Below are 23218 nucleotides of genomic sequence, written 5' to 3' on the forward strand. Positions count from 1 at the left end.
CATCCCCAATTCAATCCCGATAGAGATCGTTCCACCATGAAGCGTCTCCCTTCAACCATTTCTCGAACCACGCAAAGATCGATTCGTTCCATTTCAGGCGTTTCTCGTAATCGAGGATCTGGTGATTCTCTCCTTCAACCTGAAGGAGTTCGGCCGGCTTGCCCAAAATCTTCAGGGCGGTGTACATCTGAATACTTTCTCCGGGCGGTACATTCGTATCGGCCGTGCCATGAACCAGCAAGATCGGTGTCTTGATCTTGTCGGCATGGAACAAGGGGCTCTGGTCGACGTACAACTCCCGGTTATTCCACGGATAACTGCCGGCGCTGGCTGCCGTGCTGTACGAATACCCCCAATAGCCTTCGCCCCAATAACTGCTGATGGAGCTGATACCCGCGTGCGATACGGCGGCGGCAAACATATCCGTACGCGTCTGGAGATACATCGTCATGAAACCTCCGTACGACGCGCCCATACATCCGATCTTCATGGAATCGACAAAAGGATGTTCGGCGATGAACTGCTTCGTCCCTTCGATGATATCGTCCGACGAGCGCCGTCCCCACGTATTGACGTGCAAGGCTGAGAACCGCTGGCCGAAACCGGTGGCGCCACTCGGTTGAAGCACGTACACGACATATCCCATCGCCGCGTAAACGTGCATCGGGTAACGGCTTTCGAAACGTCGCTCCACAGGCGAAGTGCCTCCGTAATAATAGACAATCATCGGATACTTCTTCGTGGCATCGAAACCGGGTGGCAGGTAGTAATATCCTTTGATTTCCGTGCCATCGGAATTGATGAAATCCCAGTCCTTTACTTCGCCCAACGTGAGTTGCGACAACTGCCGCCGGTAAGGATCGGCGATCCGGGTCGTTCTTCCCGTCCTTACATTATATATATAGGCACGTGTCGAGTTCGAAAGGCTTACTCCCGAATAGGCAAGCACGGGAGCATATTCCGCGACTTCGAACCCGTTCACCACCTCTTCTTCGGATGGCAGACGCGTATATCGTCTCGTATGCAGGTCGTATCTATACAGGCAAACCCTGTCTTCATCTTCTGCCTGGAAATAAATCGTCCGGCTGTCGGCGCTCCATTGCCCCCTCGTCACGCTCGGATTAAAATCTTTCGTGATCGGCTCGATCTTCTTCGTCGACAAATCCATCAAGAAGGCCTGCGTATCGTAGCTGTTGGCAATTTGCCCCTCGGCTACATTCAGTCCGATCCCGTCGAAAGACTCGGGAGCGCCCAGAATCAAGAGTTGCTTTCCGTCGGGCGAAAACCGTGCGTACGAAGCGAACCGGTCTTTCCACCACAACGTATCGGCCGTCATCGTCTTGAGATCGAGACGGAACAGGGACGATTGACGGAAAGGTCGTTCCGTGATCGTTTCTTCGGTAGTCGATAACAGGATATAGCGACCGTCCCGACTCACGTCGTTCAAGTGCGTGTAATGCGCCCCGAAGGTCAACTGGCGGGTCAGTCCCGTCGCTAAATCGTAACGATAAATAAAAGCCTGACGCGGTTTATGACCGGTGCGTTCCGTCAACGTATGCATGCGGAAAATAGTTCCCGGCTTGTCTTCCGTTTCATCGGCTTTTGTGTAGAACAGCGCTTTCTCGTCCGACGAGATCAGGAACGACTCGTCCGGGATATCTTCGGCCAGTATATTTTCTTCGAGCGTCTCCGGCCGGATAGCGACAAGATGAGTCCGTTCGCCTGCCTTCGAACGGAAAACGAGACGCTCGGTCTTCGGCATCCATCGCAGGCCGTGTTTCCGCCGGTCGGTATCGATCGTTATCCGTCGGCCGGTCGGGATGTGGTATAGCTCGGTCGAGTACGATGATCTCTTTCCATACGAATCGGTGTACGAAATCAACACATAATTCCCCTGCGGAGATACCGACGTTCCGCTCACACGTTTTCCCTTAATGATATCGTCCAGCACGATCCGGCGTTTCGAATCATGCGAGACCGACCATCCGGCCGAACTCTTCGCGTCGTTCTCGAGCGATATTTTCAAAGTCGTCCCCGCGCTTGTTGCCGACGGAGAGAATAACTTAACGACCACGCGGGCAGCCTGCGGATACGGGGCGAGGGTGGCGGATAACTCCTTCGCCTGAGCCTGTACCTCTTCGACCGTCGTCTTCGTCGAAACCGACTGACCGTTTACAAACAGCTCGGCCAACGCAGGAGTAATGACCTTCACTTTCACTTTTCCGTACGCTTTTCCGTGCACATAGAAAGAGAAAAGTTGTACAAACGGCTTTTCCGTTCCTGAAGTGAGGTGAAACAGTCCGGCCGTATCGGCCTCATACGTTCGAGTAAAGGCCGCTTGTTCCGGCATGGTGAGCTTCAGTTTCAATAACTTTTCATGATTAAACGAATTGCCTTTTCGATCGACCGAGTCGACGGCAAACGGTTGGTCTACTTCGAGCGGAGCGACTCCCCTCAGCGTCGTCAAAGTTTCGCTCTGTGCCGAGCCATAGACAAGCCCCAATACAAACAGCAGAGCGATCTGACATGTACGATTGATTTTATGTTTCATATAAGTTGTGTTTTATGCGATTCATTTTCAGAAACCGTCCTTTGCGCGCGGTGACAATCAGTACGGCGACTATGCCGGCAATGATATACAGATAGATAAATACGCCTTGAATGCTGTCGTTTTGTCCGTACGAATGCATACCGCTCAGGAAATAGTTCACCCCGAAATAAGTCATTAATACCGAAGCAAAGGCTACAACCGAGCACAGATTCAGCGACCAGAGGTTATACCATCGAGGCAATAAATGAAGATGGCTTACCATCGTATAAACGACGATCGTTATCAACGCCCAAGTCTCTTTCGGATCCCATCCCCAGTAGCGTCCCCATGATTCATTGGCCCATACGGCGCCCATAAACGTGCCGACCGTCATCAACATCAGTCCCGCAAGTAAGGCGATTTCGTTGATGATACCCAGTTCACGTAACGACTGGGCGTGATGTTTTAACCGCTCTTTTCCGAGTATGCTCATCATCGTCAGGCTCGTTATTCCGATCAGACAGGAGATACCGAAAAAACCGTAAGCCATCATGAGGATGGCTACGTGAAACATGAGCCACGGCGACTTCAAAACGGGCACCAACGGGTTGATCTGCGGATCCATCCAATTCAGTCCCGACACGAACAGAATCACTCCGGCGAACAGGGTAGCCAATGCAAAAGTCATCAGGTTGCGGCGCATAAATAAAAAGCCGGCCGAAACCGTGGCCCATGCCACATACACCATCGTCTCATACGAGTTGCTCCATGGAGCATACCCGCCGATAAACCAACGAAGTCCCATGCCCAAGATATGAAGCACAAAGACTATTCCCACACCGAAGGACAGCACCCCGAGCATACGGCGAATCCATCGGGCATCTTTAAAGAACAGGACGAACGAAAGCAGCAGCATCATCCCACCCAATGATAAATAACCGATCTTGCACCGACGGAACAGATCCAGTTTATTATACATCAATTCCAATCGGATGCGGGCCGCATCGATGTCGATCGTACGATTCTTTTCTTCCTGATAGTTTCTGATCCTTTGCAACGCATCGTCCGCCTTGCTCCAATCGCCCGACTTCAATGCCCGCCTCACCTCCGAAAGATACGTTACGAAGCTATGCGAAACGAACACCGAATCTTCTCCGGTATAGACCGATAAGTCCTCTCCCGGAGCATACCAGCGGCTGTTTGTATCCGTCTCATGCGGAAATATGCGGAGCATCTGTCCGTTTGTTACTTGATGAAAGATATTGACTTGCTCGTCCAGTTTGATGATATCTTTGTCCAAGCCCGATCGCTGGGTCGGTATCTTTCGGTAAGCCTCCTGAAGACGCGTCTGTAATTTATATGTCCCATCCGGATGAAACAGTTCGGCATAAGCGCACTCGCCTTTCGTCAAATCATAATATGCTGCGAGTTCGTTATCCGGTAATGCCATAAAAGGCACATGCATCCACATCTCCGGCATAGTCAACAGGCTCAACAGAAAATGATCGGCGCTTAGTCCGCCGATTGTATTGTTCTTATGTAATTTCCGCAAGATCTCGGACGAGAAGGTATTGACCGGAATCATGCGTCCGTTCATCGACTGTACCGGAAGCGATCCGAATCGCGCAAGATGCTCGTCCGAAATATGGATTTGCAAGACCGCCTTCTTCATCGCTGCCCGATCCGGCATCCCCCGAACAGCAGCAGGAAACATACAGAGAAGGAGGAGAAAAGCCGCTGTATAACTCTTCATCTGACCGATCAACCGCCGCAAACGACTGTTTCGCCCGACCACACACCCGACAAATCCGACCATGAGTAAAAGATAACCTGCATACGTCACATTACGCCCCGCCACATCTTTGTTGACAGAAAGAATCGTCCCGCCTTCATCGGGATCGAACGACGCCTGAAAGAATCGATAGCCTTTTAAATCGAGTACATTATTCATAAAGACACGCTCCCTGCGCACTTCTCCATCAACATAAACGAGCAAATCGCTCTCGTACGACGATGGGCTCACGGAGCCAGGGTAGCGGGTCAAGGTAAATCGTTCCAGCTCGATCTCGAACGGCAAAGGTTCCATCCGTTGTCCGTGATTGGATCGGATATGGATATGGTTATTCTTCTCTCCTTCTCTCAGATGGATCGTGCCTTCTACACCGAACAGATGTGAAATAAGAGCTCCTAACAGAATCACGGCCCATGAAATATGAACGAGCAACATGCTCCAATGCTTCTTCTGTATGAACCGACGCCGTCGTATAATACCCACGAAGTTGGCGATCAGTAGAAGCTGAAGAAGAAAGAATAAGGGAGAATAGTAGATCAGCACTTTGGCCAATGTCGAACCATGTGCTTTCTCGATGAAAGTGGCCGCCGATAGTCCCACGGCATAGAGCGCGAGTAACAGCAGCATGGTTCTATAAGAAGAAATTATCTTTTCAATCGGAGACATACGTTGTTTATACGGTTACAAAGCTACGAAAATATAAAGACAAAAAAAAGCCGATGGAAGAAATCCACCGGCCTTTTTTGTTATAGTCTTAAGATTGATTATTTATCATCTGTGTTCATGATAACCACACGGTTCCAAGCATTTTCAGCATACGGCTGAACTGTATCACCCATCCACTCGATAGAAATGTTGTCGGAAGAGATACCGTATTTGTCGATAAGCTGTTTCGCAACCGCTCTTGCACGTCTTTCAGAAATGCCTTTGTTGTAGTCCGGATTACCGGTCTTTCTGTCTGCGTAACCAACCAACTTGATCGGCAGGCTGTGTTTCTTCGCATATTCAGCTGTGTTGAAGATGCTCACTTCCTGATGTCTGTCGATTCTTGCGCTGTTCAGACGGAAGTAAACTACGTTTTGCAGATTTTCACGCGGCTCTTTCACTTCCGGGCACTTCGGACATTCCGGACAGAATTCCGGACGTTTGCTCAATTCTGCATTTTCAGCACGCAATGCGTTGATCTGAGAATTCAGGTCGTTCAGCAAGTCGTAATCCATCGGCTCAATTACCTCAAATTCTTTTCTTCCGAGGTTGAAGTTCAGACCCAACATAGCCTGTACCGGACGGTCGTAGCGGGGACGTGCGTGAGAATCCCAGTTCCAGTGCTCACCCAGTAACGTGTATTGTCCTTCGAGGAACAAATCTACGCGTTTGCCCAGACGGAACATGAATTGAACACCACCATTGATCGATGCAGACTCAGCTCTCGGGAAGCTGTTGCTGTTCTTGTCTGTATAGCCCGGACGCAAAGCGTAACCAAGACCTACAAACGGAATAAAGCGGAACACTTTCGTTTCTTTGTAAGGAGCCCAGAAGTTGGTCACGTCCCACATGATGTCTACATGCGGATTGATCCACCAGAAATCTTGTGCGTTATCGCTTTTATAATTGTTCTTCACATAGCTGTAATTTTTCATCTTACCGCCATTCACCTGCAAACGGAATGCCATGTACGGATTGTACCATTTACCGATAGAGATCGCTCCCGACGGGGCAATACGATCGGCAAAGTCGGCATTGCCATTCAAGTCTCCAAACAAGATGTTCGCACCTCCGGCCAACGAGATAAACATGTTGTCCGTAGCCTTGTTTTTCTTAAAGTTCGTTTTCGAACCGTTCTCCGTGCTGAAGCCTACCTGCGGCTGGTATTGCTGCGCAGAAACAGACAAAGCACCGAATAACATCGCTAAAAGTAATACCTTAGTCTTCATAATCTATTCATTTTTTATTAAACAATAACCTATTCTTCACTCTTAATTACATTTCATTTTCACACGTATGCTAACGTACATTTCGCAGCAAAGGTAATTCTTTTTTTCTTCTAAACAAATAAAATATGTATTTTGTTCTGAATTTTTTTCAATGCCTTCATTGCTCTTTCTCATGTTAACCGCCGATGGGATTTATGCATCCATCTTTCCGTTTTTCATACAAGCGCTTGACGCATCTTCTACAAACTGTTCTGACTCTCTATCCATAGTTTCATCAGATACTCTCCATACGGATTTTTCATCATTGGTTCTGCATTTCTTTTCAGCTGATCCGCACTGATCCAACCTTGCCGATAAGCAATTTCTTCCACACAAGCAATCTTCAGCCCTTGTCGCTGCTCAATCACCTCCACAAAGGTGGAAGCTTCGGTCAAAGAAGCATGCGTACCGGTGTCCAGCCATGCAAAGCCGCGTCCGAGAAGTTCGACTTTCAAACGACCGCGGTCCAAAAAAGCTTGATTTACTGAAGTAATCTCCAACTCTCCACGCGCCGACGGTTTAACGTTTCGGGCTATTTCTACGACTTGGTTCGGATAGAAATAAAGTCCGACAACGGCATAGTTCGACTGCGGATGTTCCGGCTTTTCTTCAATGCTCAAGACGTTCCCTTGCTTATCGAACGTCGCTACGCCATATCGCTCGGGATCGTTTACGTAATAACCGAAAACGGTTGCGTTTTGTTCTTCGGAAACGTTAAAAACTGCGGTTTTTAACGTTTGTGTAAAACTTTGTCCATAGAAAATGTTATCGCCTAAGATAAGGCAAACATCGTCTTTACCGATAAAGTCCGCCCCAATGATAAACGCCTGCGCTAATCCGTCGGGCGAAGGTTGTTCGGCATATTCGAAGCGAATCCCCCAGTCCGACCCGTCACCCAACAGCCGCCGGAAGCCGGGTAAGTCCTGAGGAGTGGAAATAATCAAGATATCCCGTATTCCGGCCAGCATAAGCACCGATATCGGATAATATATCATCGGCTTGTCGTATATCGGGATCATCTGTTTCGATATCCCTTTGGTAATGGGGTACAAGCGTGTCCCTGAGCCTCCGGCTAAAACAATTCCTTTCATCCTGCTATCCTTTTCTGATACGTATTTGAATGGCCTTTTCGATCGGCTGTTCACTGACGAGCACCAGATAGCCGCCACCACCCGCACCGCTTATTTTCCATCCCAATACACTCGATTTGCATGATTCCAATGTCGTTAATACTTCCGGTACAATCATGTTCGGGAACATGGCCACCTGCGCCTCGAAACTGTCTGAAGCAGCCCTTCCCCAAGCGATTACATCTTTTGCTTTCAACGCCTGCCAACATGCTTCGGCCGCCTGACTCAGGCGCTTCGCATCGGCTTCGTTGATGCGTGTGTTGGCAAGTACGTCGTATTCGGCGTGACGCGGAGACAGAGGGACAAGCCACAGACGTTCTTCGATCCATCCCAGCAGTTCACGATCGGTGATCGATTCGATCGATTCCGGCCAATAGTCCCCATTATAGTAGAGACGGTTCAATCCCGGCAGCACAATGCCCAGCGAATCTTGAGAGCCACTGACGTATTTCGTTCCCGGCGGATTCTCGAAGCAGAATAAAGTGCGTGCCAGTTTTTCCTTATCCCCTTCCGGAATATCCGTCTGCCATAATTCGATTGCTTTTTTGCGTGAGCTGGTAGACATCCCGCTACGATCGTTGAATTCGTAGTCCGGTTCGATGCTTATCGTCAGGACAGCTCCGGAAGAGTATTTACTGACATACGGCTGATCAAGCCATCCTCCGGCCAAATCGAGCCGATAAGGAATCAAGCATTCTTTGCGCAGCGCTGTTGTTGAACGAACGGGTAGGCCGCCGTGCGGAATCCGTCGACTGACGATGTATTGAATGCCCAGTTCTCTGCACAGCTGTTCTTTAGCCGGCGTATGTCCGTCGCTGTTGACAAAGAAAATATCGGGCTGCAAACGCTTCATATCTTCCACGAAATCGAGTACTCCGCTCCCGCTGTTCACCCATGCCTCTTTGACACTCTTCAAAGCTCTGACCATGTACAGACGTTCGTCTTCCGTGTGAATCGTTTTACGTGCTTTCAGTTCATGAACCGTTTTGTCCGAACCGATGCCGACATACAAGTCGCCATGCGTGGCCGCTTCTTCAAAGAAAGCGACGTGGCCGCTGTGTAGCATGTCATAACATCCGCTGACAAACACTTTTTTCTTCCCCATTTTTCCTGTCTATTACTAAATCTTTCATGAAATATACGCGACAAATGTATACATTTTTCTTGTTTCTTTGCCATCTGTTCAAAAAAACACACCCTGAGGCAGAGAAACGCATCGCAACAAGAAGTTGCTACAATACTCAGGAGCAACTATCGTTGCGATGCGCACGATTCTCAATATAAATGTTAAAGGGCGATTAAATCACTCGACCGGCTCGAAACGTACGCAGGCCGTAGGCGGCAATTACGACAAAACAAAGTAGCGGCAAAGCGAACGACAAATTAACCGCCGGAAAGCCTCCGAGGGTGCCCAGATCAATGATGGCGGCTTGCAGAGGCGGCAGCACCGATCCTCCGAGGATCGACATAATCAGCCCGGCTGCTCCGAACTTCGCATCTTCGCCAAGCCCTTTGAGCGCAATCCCGTAGATGGTCGGAAACATCAGCGACATACAGGCCGATACACCGACAAGGCAGTACAGCCCGTAGATATCACGGAATGCAATGACACCGAGCGTCAGCACTCCACCCGCAACGGCCAGGATCATCAACAGTTTTCCGGGGTTGAGATACCTCAACAGAAACGTGCAGATGAAACGACTGCAACAGAAAATCACCATCGCGGCGATGTTGTATTGCTGACTCAACACTTCGGCGTCTTTCTCAGCCATGCCCTGTTCCATAAAAATTCGTGTACCGTACTGAATGATAAACGTCCAGCACATGATCTGCACACCGACATAGAAGAACTGTGCAATCACCCCCTCACGATAACGGGGGATCGAGAAGATGCGTCGCAGGGTCGGAAAGAAATCGACGGCATGCGACTGATCGGCATTCTTCGGCATCTTTACGAAACTAATCAGGAGAAACATCGCGAGGATGACAACCCCGATGATAAGGTAAGGCGTGATCAACACCCCCAAGTCATACTGTTTGACAGCTTCGAACTGAGCGTCTTCGAGCATCGAGCGTTGCGCCGTATCCATCGGGTCTAATCGCGCCTGAATAAAAGTCATGGCCACGAACATCCCCATCAGCGAGCCGATCGGATTGAACGACTGGGCGAAGTTGAGCCGCTGCGTAGCCGTCTCCTCCGTGCCCATCGAAAGGATATACGGATTAGCGCTCGTTTCGAGGAACGAGAGTCCGCAGGTCAGGATGAAATAAGCGATTAGAAACGGGTAATAGCTTCCGGTCATCTTGGCTGGGAAAAAGAGGAATGCACCGGCAGCATACAACGCAAGCCCCATCAGGATACCCGCTTTGTACGAATATTTCCGGATGAAAATCGCTGCCGGAAAAGCCATCGCGAAGTAACCTCCGTAGAACGCGACTTGAACGAGCGCTCCTTCGGTCACGCTGGTGCGGAATATCTTCGAAAACGCCTTAACCATCGGATTAGTGATGTCGTTGGCAAAGCCCCACAAGGCGAAGCAGAACGTAATTAAAACGAACGGGATGACATAACTCACCCCGTCCTTATGTAAGATCGACTGTTTCTTCATGGCCTGATCTTCGTTCAATATTTCCCGTAGAGCGGACCGTAAGTGCTGCAAGCGCGATAGTCGGCTCCTTCCTTATCCATACCGAAGGCGTTCCATGAAGCCGGCCGGAAGATCTCGTCTTCTTCCACGTTGTGCATACAAACAGGAATCCGCAGCATCGAGGCCATCGTGATCAAGTCGGCACCGATATGTCCGTAACTGATCGCTCCGTGGTTAGCCCCCCAGCTGTTCATGACGGAATAGACGTCTTTGAACGGTCCTTTGCCGGTGAGCCGCGGTGCGAACCACGTCGTCGGCCAGCCCTTGTCGGTACGGTCGTCGAGGATTCGGAATGATTTTTCGTCGAGGTCTACCGTCCATCCTTCGGCCAGTTGCAACACGGGACCAACGCCTTTGACGATGTTCAGGCGCATCATCGTGCACGGCATTCCTCCTTTGGTCAGGAATTTCGAGGAATAACCTCCACCGCGGAAATATTCGCGATTAGCAGGCATCCAGGTCGTAGCGTCGAGGCAAGCCTGTGCTTCGTCTTTCGTGATCTCCCAGAACGGTTTCATCACCGGTTTTCCTTTCTTGTCGCTCTGCTGTCCGGAACCGTCGAGGGTCGCCGCTCCGGAATTGATCAGATGGATGATTCCTTGCGCCGCTTTGCCGGTCAGCTTTTTACCGGTTACACGCAGTACGGCGTCAGGGCTCCAATACGTTCTGACGTCGGCAAAGATTTGCGCCGTATTCGTCAGCAGATAGCCGAACAACATAGCTGCTCCGTTCAGTGAGTCGTTCTCGGTGGCCAGAATGAAAGGCGCGCGAATACCGCTCCAGTCGTATGACGAGTTGAGGATCGCCTCCGTAAAGTCGCCGTTCGGATAGAAGTCCGTCCATTGACGCTGTCCTTGAAAACCTGCGGCGATCGCGTTGTGTCCAAGGGCTTCTTCGCCGAATCCGAGCGCTTTGAGTTTTGGATTACCCACCATCAGGTCACGCACGATCAAGGTCATCTTCACAATAAACTCCCAATCTTTTTCGTGCTCGGCTTTCGTCTTTGCCAAGTCTTTGCGGTTGATGATGTCTTCGCCTTGCTTGCAATTTTTCTTTGCCCACGCCAACGCTTTCTTATATTCTTCTTTATCGTAAATACCGTTCTCCATGCGACGGATGATTTCAACCTCATCGACTCCTTCGCAACGCATACCGAGGTAATTCTCGAAGAAATTCGAATCGACGATCGAACCGGCAATGCCCATACATACAGCTCCGACCGACAGGTACGACTTGCCGCGCATCAGGGCGACGGCCATCGCCGCACGTGCAAAACGCAGCAATTTGTCGCGCACATCGGCAGGAATATCTTTCGCGTCGGCATCTTGCACTTCGTGTCCGTAAATACCGAAGGCAGGCAATCCTTTTTGCGCATGAGCCGCCAATACGGCCGCCAGATAAACGGCTCCCGGACGTTCGGTTCCGTTGAACCCCCAGACAGCTTTCACCGTGTGCGGATCCATGTCCATCGTTTCGCTGCCATAGCACCAGCAGGGTGTGACGGTAATCGTCACCGCTACGTTCTCACGCCTGAATTTTTCGGCGCATGCGGCACTTTCGGCCACCCGTCCGATAGTCGAATCGGCGATTACGCAAGCTACCGGTGTACCGTCAGGATATTGCAACGTTTTCGTCAATAGTTTGACAACGCTTTTGGCCATATCCATTGTTTGTTTTTCGAGTGACTCGCGCACTCCTCCCATTCGTCCGTCGATCGTCGGACGGATTCCGATCTTAGGCCATTCTCCTTGAAATCTGTGTACTTCCATGTCTGTTCAATATTTTTATGATATGTCTAATTATGCTCAAAAAAAGCGTCCAATATTACACACGTTTTCCGAATCCTGCAAATCTTTCTTCCTGATTTCAGTTCCATTCCCGAAATAATGTATTATCTTTGCCTTTGCAAAAAAACAAAAACAGCCTGAAATGGACGAATTGAACAACGAAAATCTGCCCATTCGACGCCTTGAAGAAACAGGATCGTACAGTAAATATTACGATGACAACCGTTTTTGGCGTAAAGTACGACGCATTGCCCAAAAAGCCGGTACGAGTGTGCTACGTCCGGTTCTTCTGCTGTATTACATGATGAAAAGCGAGCATGTCCCCTTGCGCGACAAGGCTTACATTGTGGGGGCGTTAGGCTATTTCATTCTGCCGATCGACCTCGTTCCCGATCTCATTGCCGGATTGGGCTATACGGACGATTTGGCCGTGATTGCCATCCTGATGAAACATCTGAAAGATAATATTACCCCCGAAATTGAACTGCGGGCCGACGCCAAAATACGTGATTTGCTGGAGTAGACTGTTCAGAAGTCGAGCACGAAGAGTGGTGAAGGCGTCATGCGTTTGAGCGTATTCAGATGTACGTCTTTCCCTACCCGTATCCCTTCCGCCGCAAGACGCAAATCGACTGTTTTATAGGCCAGGTCCGGGTGGTTGTTTTCGCGGCTCAGGTGGCAAAGCCAGATGTTTTTTAAAGCCGGCGTATAATGAGTGGCCAGAAATTCGGCCGTCTGACGATTACTCAGATGCCCTGTCGGACTAGCCACCCGTTCCTTAAGAAACTCCGGATAATTTCCATAGCGCAGCATTTCTTCGTCGTAATTGGCCTCCAAGACCAGATGATTAGCCATGCCTACATATTTGCTGATCGTATCTGTAATATGCCCTACGTCGGTCGCAATCGTCAAGCGATGATTGCCGTAAGTAATCAGATAACCGACGTTATCGCTGCTGTCGTGCGGAACTTCGAAAGCTTCAATCCGGAAGTCACGGATCATGAACGGCACTTCTTTCTCGATCACACGGCGCGAGCGAAGCAACACTTCCTCCACATACCGGCTACGGGCAATGCCCTCATGCACGGCTTCGGTGGCATAGACGGGGATGTGACAGCGTTCGCCCAGACAACCGATCGTCTTGATATGGTCGGCATGGTCGTGCGTGACGAGTACTCCCATGATCTTTTCAAATTCCACGCCCCGTTCTTTGAGCACTTTTTTGATGGTTCGGATGCCGATGCCGGCATCGATCAGGATACCGTAATCGGATGTACCCACATAATAACAGTTTCCGCTGCTCCCGCTGGCCAGGCTCAAAAAAAATAGCTTCATCTTTTCTCTTCCCGACACAGATATTTACATCTGCATCCCATTTTTTTGGCCGCAAAAGTACGTATTATTTCCCGACGTGCGAAATCTCCGCTTCCTCATGTACCACTCGTAACGAAGCGTGTCCATTGACTTTCAGTGAGGTTTTTCACCGCATGAGACCGTCGTTTTTTTTCGTCGATGATCTGTCGGCCACATTTGGAAGATCGGAAAATTGCCTGTATTTTTGTTTATGTTTTTTTTTGATTGACGAAAAGAAATGAAACGACTTCTATGCATGCTAACAGCATGTTTATGCTTCATGGAGCCTCAGGTAAAAGCGATCGGAATATCAAAGGATTCACTGCCTGCATCCGAGATTTCCGCACCGGATACGATTCCGCTTGTCAGACGAAGGCCGGTTCTGGCAGCCGGCGAAGTGTTCGGGCTGAATATGCTGGTGTGGGGATTCAACCATTTTATCATGAACGAAGACTTTGCACGGATTAACGCGCGCTCCATCAAAACGAATCTTAGCACCCTGCCGGTTTGGGATACCGATCAGTTTTCGACCAACCTGATCGCGCATCCCTATCACGGATCGCTCTATTTTAACTCCGCCCGATCGAACGGGATGGGATTCTGGGAGTCCGTTCCGTTTACCTTCGGAGGAAGCCTGATGTGGGAATATTTCATGGAGAACGAGCTGCCATCGGTTAACGATTTGTTTTGCACCACACTGGGCGGAATAGAACTGGGCGAGATCACGTTTCGGCTCTCCGATTTGATTCTTGACAGTCGCCTTTCGGGCTTTCCGCGTGTAGTGAGTGAGGTGGTGGGAGGACTCGCTTCGCCTATGCGGGCTTTCAACCGCTTGCTTTCGGGCGAGGCATGGCGCATACGGCCTTACCGGGGAAATCTCTTCACGCCTGTCGACGTCGATCTGAGTCTCTACACCGGCATGCGCTTTCTTTCCGAAGAGGAGCGTTCGCGATACGGAGAACTTAGCATGAACCTCGGGCTGCTTCTTGCTTATGGCGAACTCTTCGATGACGATTACTATTCGCCTTACGAATATTTCCGCTTCCATGCCTCGTTCGATTTGTTCTCGCATCAGCCGATTCTTACGCAGGTGAATGCCATCGCGGCTGTCTGGGGTAAACAGGTCTGGCGATCGGGGCCACGTTCGTTATCGGCCGGAGTATTTCAGCATTTCGATTACTACAATTCGCAGATTAAAGCTCGCGACGGACGGCTCGTTGCCCCGTACCGGATCGCCGAGGCCGCGACGCTCGGAGGAGGACTGATCTATCAGAAAAAAGCCTTACCGGACCATTATTTCGATCTCCGACATGAGTTCTACCTGAACGGTATCGCTCTCGGAGCTAGTCTGACCGACTATTTCTTCGTCGATAATCGCGATTACAATCTCGGAAGCGGTTACAGCGTGAAAACGTATACCGGACTGACGTTTAAAAAGCGTATCGAGCTGATGATAAACATGGAACACTACCATATTTATACGTGGAAAGGATACGATCCGGAGCTGGACTTATCGACGGTCAACGTGCGAGACGTCAACGTGCAGGGCGATGCCGGGCACGCTCGACTCGGCGTCTTCTCGCTGAAACTGTCGTACTACTCCTCTCAGAAGTGGAACGTCAGCCTCTCGAACAGTTACTATTCGCGCCGGACGCACTACAAATATCGCGAGGATGTGGAATTTGCCACGTCCGACGCTTTACTGACAGTGGGTTATACGTTCTAACCTCCGCCTACGCGGAAATCGTCGTTTAAAGAAAAGTGAGGTATCACGGTGTGAAACCTATGCCGTGTCATCCAACCACTTCCAGGCGACACGATCGAGCGATACAGATGCTTCTTCCGGTGTCGGGCTTTCGGCCAGCCGGGACAGTGCCTCCATCAGCGTTAAACCGATGGTGTCCTCAAGAGAGGGGAGTAATGTTTCGATCACCCGGCGTTTCCATGCCGTGTCGGATTGCGCCGGCGCCAAGACAGCGACCAGATGTGTTTCCACTTCGGTTTGATGCGCTGACAGTAAGACGAGCATGTTTTGAACGATCGGACAGTCTTCGTACCGAAACCATTGGAGTAGACGAGGCCAAAGAGGAGCCAGTTCGTCGTTCGAAAGGCCGGTCAGTTGCTCCACAGCGGCATAATCCCGCCCATGCTTGGGTAACAGGCGATACGAGGGAAACGTGTCCGGCTGCCCCAGATCTATCACGACACGGCCGTTCTGGCTGATCCTTCCGGGCATGTGATGGCGGTCGACCTCAACGGTCCGATCGTTCTCCCGGTCGAAAAATACGAAAGAGATATCGGGATCGGAAGTTTTCTCGTCAGGCTTCATCCGAACAGTCTGATACCGGGCATTCACTATGCGACCGTCGCCGTAGACAAGCCGATAACCTCGTTTCGGATGCTGATGCACATAGTGATACAGCACCTTCATTGCATCGGACGGTGTTTCGTGGGGGGGCATCGTTACGGACACGTCGTGAGCGGATTCCAGCACAGCCATTCGTTTTGTACCCACCCGACGAAGGCTTTTCCCTCGGGCGAAACGTATTTGACTTTAGACCATCCGACGCGGACGTCGACAAACGTGACCTGCTCCTCCTGCTCAATCGTAAATGCCACCGGACTGTTCGTGTCGGGACGGGTATAGAAGGTCAGTTGCGCGTTCTCTCCATAGTTGCGCGTGTCGTTGGCCAGCAGCGATCCGTGAATCCACGCCTCTTTTCCGTCCAACACAATCATTTCTTCTTCGGCCGTCAACTCTTCGATTTGGGGAGCGATACGAAACCAACCGTTCCACGATTCAAGCACTTCTACGCCATACGCTTTGAAATCTTCTTCCTCGAAGCGGATCGTTTGAATCACCTCTCCGCCCGGTATGCGGCGTATGTTCGTGCCACTGCTGTCGGGGTCGGCAATATAAGCAAAAATACGCATCTCGTTTGTCGGGTTGGTGTTTTTGTATGTTGCCTTGAACTTTTGGGCGGTGGTCAACTGTGCCGTCGCCCATAAGGTGGTCGTCAACAGGACAGCTGTCATAAAAATAAAGCGGTTCATTATTCTACGTTTTAATATATTTTGTTTTTCTAATACAAAAATACATCGAATTTTGATAACTGCAATAAAACAGAAAGGCGGTGTATGATGTACTCTTCAAGAGAGGTGTTTCTTTTAGCTTTGCTTTCGCCGTCGTAAAGGGCAAAAATCGAGTAGTCGGTGTTCAAATAGCATTTTTTGCCCCGTTGTTGCACAACAATGACCCTTAAACAGCATTTTTTGCCTCGTTGTTGTACAACAATGACCTTCAAACAGCATTTTTTGCCCCGTTGTTGTACAACAATGACCTTCAAACAGCATTTTTGCCCCGTTGTTGCACAACAATGACCCTTAAACAGCATTTTTTGCTCCGTTGTTGTACAACAATGGCATGAAACGGAGCTTTCTGTCGCACTCCCGGCTGATTTCCGTTTTACAAAAAGTCTCTGTTGAGGAATTTAGGCTTAAATCTTTTCCATATTTTCTCTATCTTTGTCGCGTTATAGATTCAATAATTTAAATCATACATCATGAATAACAGGCGAATATTTCTTATTACAGGCATTACGGTTATTTCAGTTATCGTTTACTATTTTGTGAATAAACTCTTTTTATCCATGAACTTTATTCATGAGCTTCAATTCAGTAATACGGCAGCTTATGTACTAAGTACGATGACAACCGTTATTATCGGTATTATTTTGGGAAGATTAATTCTTTTCGTACTGAAGAAAAAAGATTGTGTTTAATTTCAGCAGATGTATCATTCGCTACATTCTTACAGCAATAACCACATCACTTTTTACGGTCGTTGGCTCTTTATTTTGGAAAGGACGCTATGTCTTGTTCCATTATCCAACATGTAAAAACGGCACGTTATCCAATCACACATAGCAAACAAGGTAAAACCATGTCGAATAGCAGGCTTGAAAAAGTTTTGTTTTTGCTATCGACTTGCCTTATCTTTGTCGTCATAAACGATATGGAATGAAGGATTTTTTTCGTGTACTCAAGCGATTCGTACCGCCGTATAAGCGATATATGGTACTTAACATTGTGTTTAACGTACTTTCGGCCATTCTGAATGTATTCTCTTTCGCATTGATTATCCCGATTCTGAAAATCCTCTTTAAGATGGACGACCGTATCTATTCGTTCATGGAGTGGACTTTCCGCCCTTCGTCGTGGGAGTCGTGGAAGACATTACCCGAAGCGGCGCAAAACAACTTTTACTGGTATGTCAACCGACTGATCGAAGTTTACGGCAGCTCGTCCGCGCTCATCATGCTGGGAGTCGCACTCATCGTGATGACGTTGCTTAAGGTACTGGCCATGTACATGGCATTTTACACCATGATCCCCATCCGTACGGGAGTGGTGCGCGACGTACGAAATCAGATCAATCAGAAAATTACGGAGCTACCGCTCGGCTTCTTTTCCGAAGAACGCAAGGGCGATATCATCGCCCGTGTATCGGGTGATGTGAACGAAATAGAGACCTCGATCATGAGTTCGCTCGATATGCTGTTCAAAAACCCGATTCTGATTCTGATCTACCTCTCGGCCATGCTGATCATCAGCTGGCAGCTCACGGCATTTGTCTTTATCCTGCTGCCTGTTGCGGGCTATGTGATGGGACAGGTCGGGAAAAAGCTGAAAAAGAAATCCTTGCTCGGCCAGTCGCAATGGGGCGCGTTGATGAGTCAGATCGAAGAAACGCTCAGCGGATTACGCATCATCAAGGCGTTTAATGCGGAGAAAAAAATACAGCGACGCTTCGAGGCACAAAACGAAACGTATCGACGCACGACGAACCGGATCTATCGCCGTCAACAACTGGCCCATCCGATGAGCGAGTTTCTCGGTACAGCCACGATCGTCGTGATTCTTTGGTACGGAGGAACTCTGATTCTCGGCAACAACAGTCCCATCGATGCGCCTACCTTTATTTATTATTTAGTGATTTTTTACAGCATTATCAATCCCGCCAAAGACCTGAGCAAATCGGCTTACGCCATACAGAAAGGGCTTGCCTCGGTAGAACGCGTCGACAAGATACTGAAAGCGGAATCGAATATCGTCTCGCCGGCCGTAACGAAACCGGTCACCCTCAACGATGCCATCGAATATCGCGATGTCTGGTTTCGATACCAGCACGATTGGGTATTGAAAGGAATCAATCTGCGGATCGAGAAAGGCAAAACGATCGCTCTCGTGGGACAGTCGGGATCAGGCAAGAGTACGCTCGTCGATTTGCTGCCCCGCTTTTACGACGTCGATCAGGGAGCCATTACCATCGACGGAACCGATATTCGAGAGGCTTCACTCGTCGATCTGCGCGGATTGATGGGTAACGTGAATCAGGAGGCGATTCTGTTCAACGACAGTTTCTTTAACAACATCGCCTTCGGGGTGGAATCGGCTACCCGCGAAGAGGTGGAAGAAGCGGCACGGATCGCCAATGCGCACGACTTTATCATGGCTTCGGAAGAAGGGTACGAAACGAACATCGGCGACCGTGGCGGAAAACTTTCCGGCGGACAACGGCAGCGCATCAGCATCGCACGTGCGATTCTGAAAAATCCGCCGGTGCTGATTCTCGACGAAGCGACCTCGGCGCTCGACACGGAATCAGAAAGGCTGGTGCAGGAAGCGCTCGAAAACCTGATGCGTAACCGTACGACCATCGTAATCGCTCATCGCTTGTCGACCATCCGTAAAGCCGACGAGATCTGCGTAATGCACGAAGGAGCGATCGTCGAACGAGGGCGGCATGACGAACTGATTGCCACGGACGGCTATTATAAAAGGCTTTGCGATATGCAAAAATTCTGAGCCGAAGAGGCCTTCCGGAAGCCATTCTTTTTCGGAACATGAAAACAATATAAACCATTTCATAAAGATAACATGAAAATCGTAAAACTCTTATTCGTTGGCGCCATTCTCATGGCTTGCGACCGTTTACCGGATGTCCGTTCGAATGGCCGCATGGCTTATCATTTCGATGAACCGGCCACCCTTTGGGAAGAGTCTTTTCCGCTTGGCAACGGCCGTATCGGACTCATGCCCAACGGAGGCATTGAAAAAGAAAACATCGTCTTGAACGAAATCTCGATGTGGTCCGGCAGTAAACAGCAGACCGACAATCCCGCAGCACAGAAGTCGCTGGGCCGAATCCGCGAGTTGCTGTTTGCCGGACGTAACGATGAAGCGCAGGAGCTTATGTACGACACATTTGTCTGCTACGGCGAAGGTAGCGGACAGGGAAGAGGCGCGAATAAGCCCTACGGTAGCTATCAGTTGCTGGGTAATCTCGTGCTGGACTTCACGTACGATGCCGCAGACGATGCACAAGTTTCCGACTACCGACGTGAGTTAGACTTGGAGCAGGCAATAACGACCCAGTCGTTCCGTAGAGGGAAAACGGAATACTCGCGCGAAATGTTCACCTCGTTCGCAGACGATGTGGCCGTCATCCGGTTGAAAGTAAACAACGGGCGCAAGCTGCAATGCGAAATCGGAATGAATCGACCGGAGCGTTATGCCGTAAAGGCCGGAAATAACGAGCTTGAAATGCGCGGGAGACTTTACGAAGGAGATACGTATAAGACGAAAGAACAACTCGAACGAGAAGAAGCGAGGCGAAACCGCACCAAGGAGACAGACAGCATCCCCGCGGCAAAACAGAAGACGGTGCCGGGCGCCGAAGACGGTCAAGGTATCCGTTATGCTTCACGCGTACAGGTAGTGTTTCCCAACGGAGGTGAAGTGAAAGCCTTCAACGATACGACGCTCGTTGTCGAAGAAGCATCCGAAATCATCCTCTTGGTAGGAATGGCCACCGACTATTTCGGGAAATCGGTCGATGCACAGATCGATTCGTTGCTCAGGGCTGCCGCAAGCAAAAGTTATGAAACGCTGAAAGAAGAACATGTCCGTGCCTATCAGGAACTTTATCATCGGGTAGCCGTCCATTTCGGACGCAATGCGCAGAAAGAGGACTTACCGATGAATAAACGTCTGGAAGCATTTCAGAACGACAAGAACGACCCCTCGTTGCTGGCTTTGTATTATCAGTTCGGCCGCTATCTGCTGATCTCGTCGACACGCCCGGGACTGTTGCCGCCGAACTTGCAAGGGCTTTGGTGCAATACGATCCATACCCCATGGAACGGAGACTATCATCTCAATATCAACTTGCAGATGAACCTCTGGCCGGCTGAAACAGGGAATCTGTCGGAACTTCATCTGCCGCTGATCGAATGGACGAAGCTGCAGGTCGAGAGCGGACGACAGACGGCGAAATCTTTTTATAACGCTCGCGGTTGGGTGACGCATATCTTAGGTAACGTATGGGAATTTACGGCTCCGGGCGAGCATCCTTCGTGGGGTGCAACAAATACTTCGGCGGCATGGCTTTGCGAGCATCTGTACACGCACTATCTGTTTACACTCGATACGGCTTATCTGCGAGACGTATATCCGGTGATGCGTGAATCGGCTCTTTTCTTCGTCGATATGCTGGTCGAAGATCCTCGCAGTCACTACTTAGTTACAGCCCCGACCACTTCGCCCGAAAATGCCTACGTAATGCCTAACGGAAAAAAAGTGAGTGTTTGTGCGGGCTCGACGATGGACAATCAGATTCTCCGCGAGTTATTCTCCAACACCATTCAGGCTGCCCGACTGCTCAACACGGACGAAGAGTTTTCTCAAACGCTGGCCGATTACCAAGCGCGCTTAATGCCTACGACGATCGGCCCCGACGGACGTATCATGGAATGGTTGGAGCCTTATGAGGAAGCAGAACCGCATCATCGCCACGTTTCCCATTTGTACGGCTTGTATCCGGCCAATGAAATTTCGCCGGAGCGAACTCCCGATCTGGCCGCAGCCGCACGCAAAACACTCGAAGCACGAGGGGATGAAAGTACCGGTTGGTCGATGGGATGGAAAGTGAATTTCTGGGCACGATTGCACGATGGGGAACATGCTTATAAGCTCTTGGCCGATCTGCTCAGGCCTTCTCTCCGGAAAGACATAGAAATGAAGCACGGAGGCGGCACCTATCCCAACCTGTTCTGTGCGCATCCGCCGTTCCAGATTGACGGAAACTTCGGAGGATGTGCAGGGATTGCCGAGATGCTGGTACAGAGCCAGAACGGATATATCGAATTTCTCCCGGCGCTGCCTTCAGTCTGGAAAAACGGTGAATTCAAAGGTTTATGTGTGCAAGGGGCAGGCGAAGTACATGCTCAATGGAATGACGGCGAGTGGCTCCATGCCGGATTGAAAGCAAAAAAAGGAGGTACATTTCGGATTAAGATACGGGAGGATATGCCTCTTCTGGAAGTAAAAATAAACGGCAAACCGATCTCGTGCCCCGTCATTGACGGGATGATTATGATGGAATTGCGTCCTTCCGATGAACTTGCAGTAAATATGAGAAAAAATAGCTAAAAAGATTCAGAAAGGAATGTTTTGTGTTCATTTTGCCTGTTAAAATATATTCCTTATGTTTTACTTTTGTATCTTTGCACCCCCAAAATTAAAGAAAATGAAACAGTTTGTTTTTATATGGATGGCGGTTGCTCTGCCTTTTTGTGCCACAGCACAGGAAGTGCTGACGCTGGAACAGTGCCGTCAGCTGGCGATTGCGAACAACAAAGAGTTGAAAGTGGCCGGTAAATTGGTCGACAAGGCTAAGGAAGAGCGGAATGCGGCACGTACGAAATATTTTCCGCAAGTTTCGGCCGTGGGAACATATATACGAAACAGTAAAGATATTGAGCTTGTTGACTATAGTAAATTTTCGTCTTTGTCGTCCATTACGGCTCCGATGCTTCAAAAGTTTCCGGAACTGGGACTTATCCTTCCGCAGGTCATGGAAAAGATGAAGGATGCCACGCATCTCGATATCCGCAATGTCTGGATCGGTGATGTATCTTTGGTACAGCCGGTTTTTATGGGTGGAAAAATTGTGTCTTACAATCAGATTACGAGTTACGCTCGTCAGCTGGCCGAGTCGATGCACGACACAAAATTGCAGGATGTGATTTATCGAACCGATGAAACCTACTGGCAGGTGATCTCGCTGGCGAACAAAAAGAAGCTGGCCGATGCGTATGTCGACCTGCTTCGGAAGATGGATAACGATATCACCGCGATGATTGAAGAAGGGGTGGCCACGAAAGCAGACGGTTTGACGGTGAAGGTGAAGCTGAACGAAGCGGAGATGGCACAGAGTAAAGTCGATAACGGTTTGGCACTGTCACGTATGCTGCTGGCTCAAGTCTGTGGGCTCGAGATGGGAAGCCCCATGACTTTGGCTGATGAAAATATCGATCAGCTCACAGTGCAGCCGGCATCAGCCCAAGCCCATGTAGAGGAGGCCTTTAGTAATCGTCCTGAGTTGAAAAGTCTTGAGCTGGCCACAAAAATTTATCGAAAGAAAGAGCAGATCGCATTGGCCGAGATGCTTCCTAATGTCGCATTGACAGCTAATTACCTGATCACAAATCCGAACTCGCACAACGGTTTTAAGAATGAATTTTCCGGTATGTACAATGTCGGTGTGATGGTAAAAGTCCCTTTGTCCGGTTGGTGGGAAGGAACGCACAGACGTAACTCGGCCAAAGCTGAAACAGTGATTAAGAAATTAGAAATGGAAGAAGTGCGTGAAAAAATCGAGTTGCAGGTGAATCAGTCTGTATATAAAGTTAACGAGGCAGGCAAACAGTTGATTGCCTCGACGAAAAATATGGAAAAAGCGGAAGAAAATCTTCGCTATGCCAATTTGGGCTTTGAGGAAGGTGTGATTCCCGCGTTGAATCTGATGGAAGCACAGACGGCCTGGGTTTCGGCTCGTTCGCAACTGATCGATGCGCAAATAGAGGTCAAGTTGACGGAAGTTTACCTTAGCAAGGCCTTGGGTAAACTGACTCAATAATCAAAGAATCTGAGTGATGACAA

At 49.6% G+C, this 23218-nt stretch carries 15 protein-coding genes; 5 read left to right on the top strand and 10 right to left on the bottom strand.

What is annotated here, in order from left to right:
• Window positions 1-10 precede the first annotated feature (10 nt).
• The 7 genes from EII41_RS06035 to EII41_RS06065 form a co-directional block, all read right to left on the bottom strand.
• A complete protein-coding gene (locus EII41_RS06035; protein WP_124789844.1) occupies window positions 11-2551 on the bottom strand; it encodes a S9 family peptidase in 2541 nt (846 codons plus the stop codon).
• The gene (gene ccsA / locus EII41_RS06040; protein WP_124789845.1) at window positions 2541-4988 is read right to left on the bottom strand and encodes a cytochrome c biogenesis protein CcsA; all 2448 of its coding nucleotides are present in this window, start codon (window positions 4986-4988) and stop codon (window positions 2541-2543) included. The genes EII41_RS06035 and ccsA overlap by 11 nt, the downstream gene beginning before the upstream one ends.
• A 98-nt stretch (window positions 4989-5086) precedes the next feature.
• Window positions 5087-6256, bottom strand: a complete 1170-nt coding sequence (locus tag EII41_RS06045) for an OmpA family protein (protein WP_124750357.1) — start codon at window positions 6254-6256, stop codon at window positions 5087-5089.
• Window positions 6257-6495: 239 nt separating this feature from the next.
• Window positions 6496-7386, bottom strand: a complete 891-nt coding sequence (rfbA, locus tag EII41_RS06050) for a glucose-1-phosphate thymidylyltransferase RfbA (protein WP_124789846.1) — start codon at window positions 7384-7386, stop codon at window positions 6496-6498.
• Between the two features lie 4 nt (window positions 7387-7390).
• A complete protein-coding gene (locus EII41_RS06055) occupies window positions 7391-8530 on the bottom strand; it encodes an adenylyltransferase/cytidyltransferase family protein (RefSeq protein WP_124789847.1) in 1140 nt (379 codons plus the stop codon).
• 193 nt (window positions 8531-8723) lie between these two features.
• Entirely contained in the window at window positions 8724-10034 is a 1311-nt protein-coding gene (gene fucP, locus EII41_RS06060) for an L-fucose:H+ symporter permease (protein ID WP_124789860.1), read from the bottom strand.
• A gap of 14 nt (window positions 10035-10048) precedes the next feature.
• Window positions 10049-11842, bottom strand: a complete 1794-nt coding sequence (locus EII41_RS06065) for an L-fucose isomerase (RefSeq protein ID WP_124789848.1) — start codon at window positions 11840-11842, stop codon at window positions 10049-10051.
• Window positions 11843-12002: 160 nt separating this feature from the next.
• Between EII41_RS06065 and EII41_RS06070 the strand changes: the two genes are divergently transcribed.
• Window positions 12003-12383 (top strand): YkvA family protein, encoded by a 381-nt coding sequence (locus EII41_RS06070; protein ID WP_124750362.1) that lies wholly within the window; start codon window positions 12003-12005, stop codon window positions 12381-12383.
• 5 nt (window positions 12384-12388) lie between these two features.
• Here EII41_RS06070 and EII41_RS06075 read toward each other — a convergent pair whose 3' ends face one another.
• Window positions 12389-13195, bottom strand: a complete 807-nt coding sequence (locus tag EII41_RS06075) for an MBL fold metallo-hydrolase (RefSeq protein WP_124750363.1) — start codon at window positions 13193-13195, stop codon at window positions 12389-12391.
• A gap of 256 nt (window positions 13196-13451) precedes the next feature.
• Here EII41_RS06075 and EII41_RS06080 point away from each other — a divergent pair, with 256 nt between their 5' ends.
• Window positions 13452-14939, top strand: coding sequence for a DUF3943 domain-containing protein (locus tag EII41_RS06080; RefSeq protein WP_124789849.1), 1488 nt, complete (start codon window positions 13452-13454; stop codon window positions 14937-14939).
• A 57-nt stretch (window positions 14940-14996) separates the two neighbouring features.
• Here the strand turns inward: EII41_RS06080 and EII41_RS06085 are convergent, their stop codons facing one another.
• On the bottom strand, window positions 14997-15713 hold the full coding sequence (locus tag EII41_RS06085) for a DUF5071 domain-containing protein (RefSeq protein ID WP_124789850.1): 717 nt from the start codon (window positions 15711-15713) through the stop codon (window positions 14997-14999).
• Complete coding sequence (locus EII41_RS06090) at window positions 15677-16267, bottom strand: SH3 domain-containing protein (RefSeq protein WP_124789851.1); 591 nt, start codon at window positions 16265-16267, stop codon at window positions 15677-15679. The genes EII41_RS06085 and EII41_RS06090 overlap by 37 nt, the downstream gene beginning before the upstream one ends.
• A 966-nt stretch (window positions 16268-17233) precedes the next feature.
• Here EII41_RS06090 and EII41_RS06095 point away from each other — a divergent pair.
• The 3 genes from EII41_RS06095 to EII41_RS06105 all read left to right on the top strand — a co-directional run bounded on the left by EII41_RS06095 (window position 17234) and on the right by EII41_RS06105 (window position 23195).
• Window positions 17234-19081: an ABC transporter ATP-binding protein gene (locus EII41_RS06095; RefSeq protein WP_124789852.1), complete on the top strand. Its 1848-nt coding sequence runs from the start codon at window positions 17234-17236 to the stop codon at window positions 19079-19081.
• Window positions 19082-19153: 72 nt separating this feature from the next.
• Complete coding sequence (locus EII41_RS06100) at window positions 19154-21706, top strand: glycoside hydrolase family 95 protein (RefSeq protein WP_260425500.1); 2553 nt, start codon at window positions 19154-19156, stop codon at window positions 21704-21706.
• Window positions 21707-21803: 97 nt separating this feature from the next.
• On the top strand, window positions 21804-23195 hold the full coding sequence (locus EII41_RS06105) for a TolC family protein (RefSeq protein WP_124789853.1): 1392 nt from the start codon (window positions 21804-21806) through the stop codon (window positions 23193-23195).
• Window positions 23196-23218 lie beyond the last annotated feature (23 nt).

This window comes from Tannerella forsythia (genome assembly GCF_003860135.1).
Lineage (GTDB): Bacteria > Bacteroidota > Bacteroidia > Bacteroidales > Tannerellaceae > Tannerella > Tannerella forsythia_A.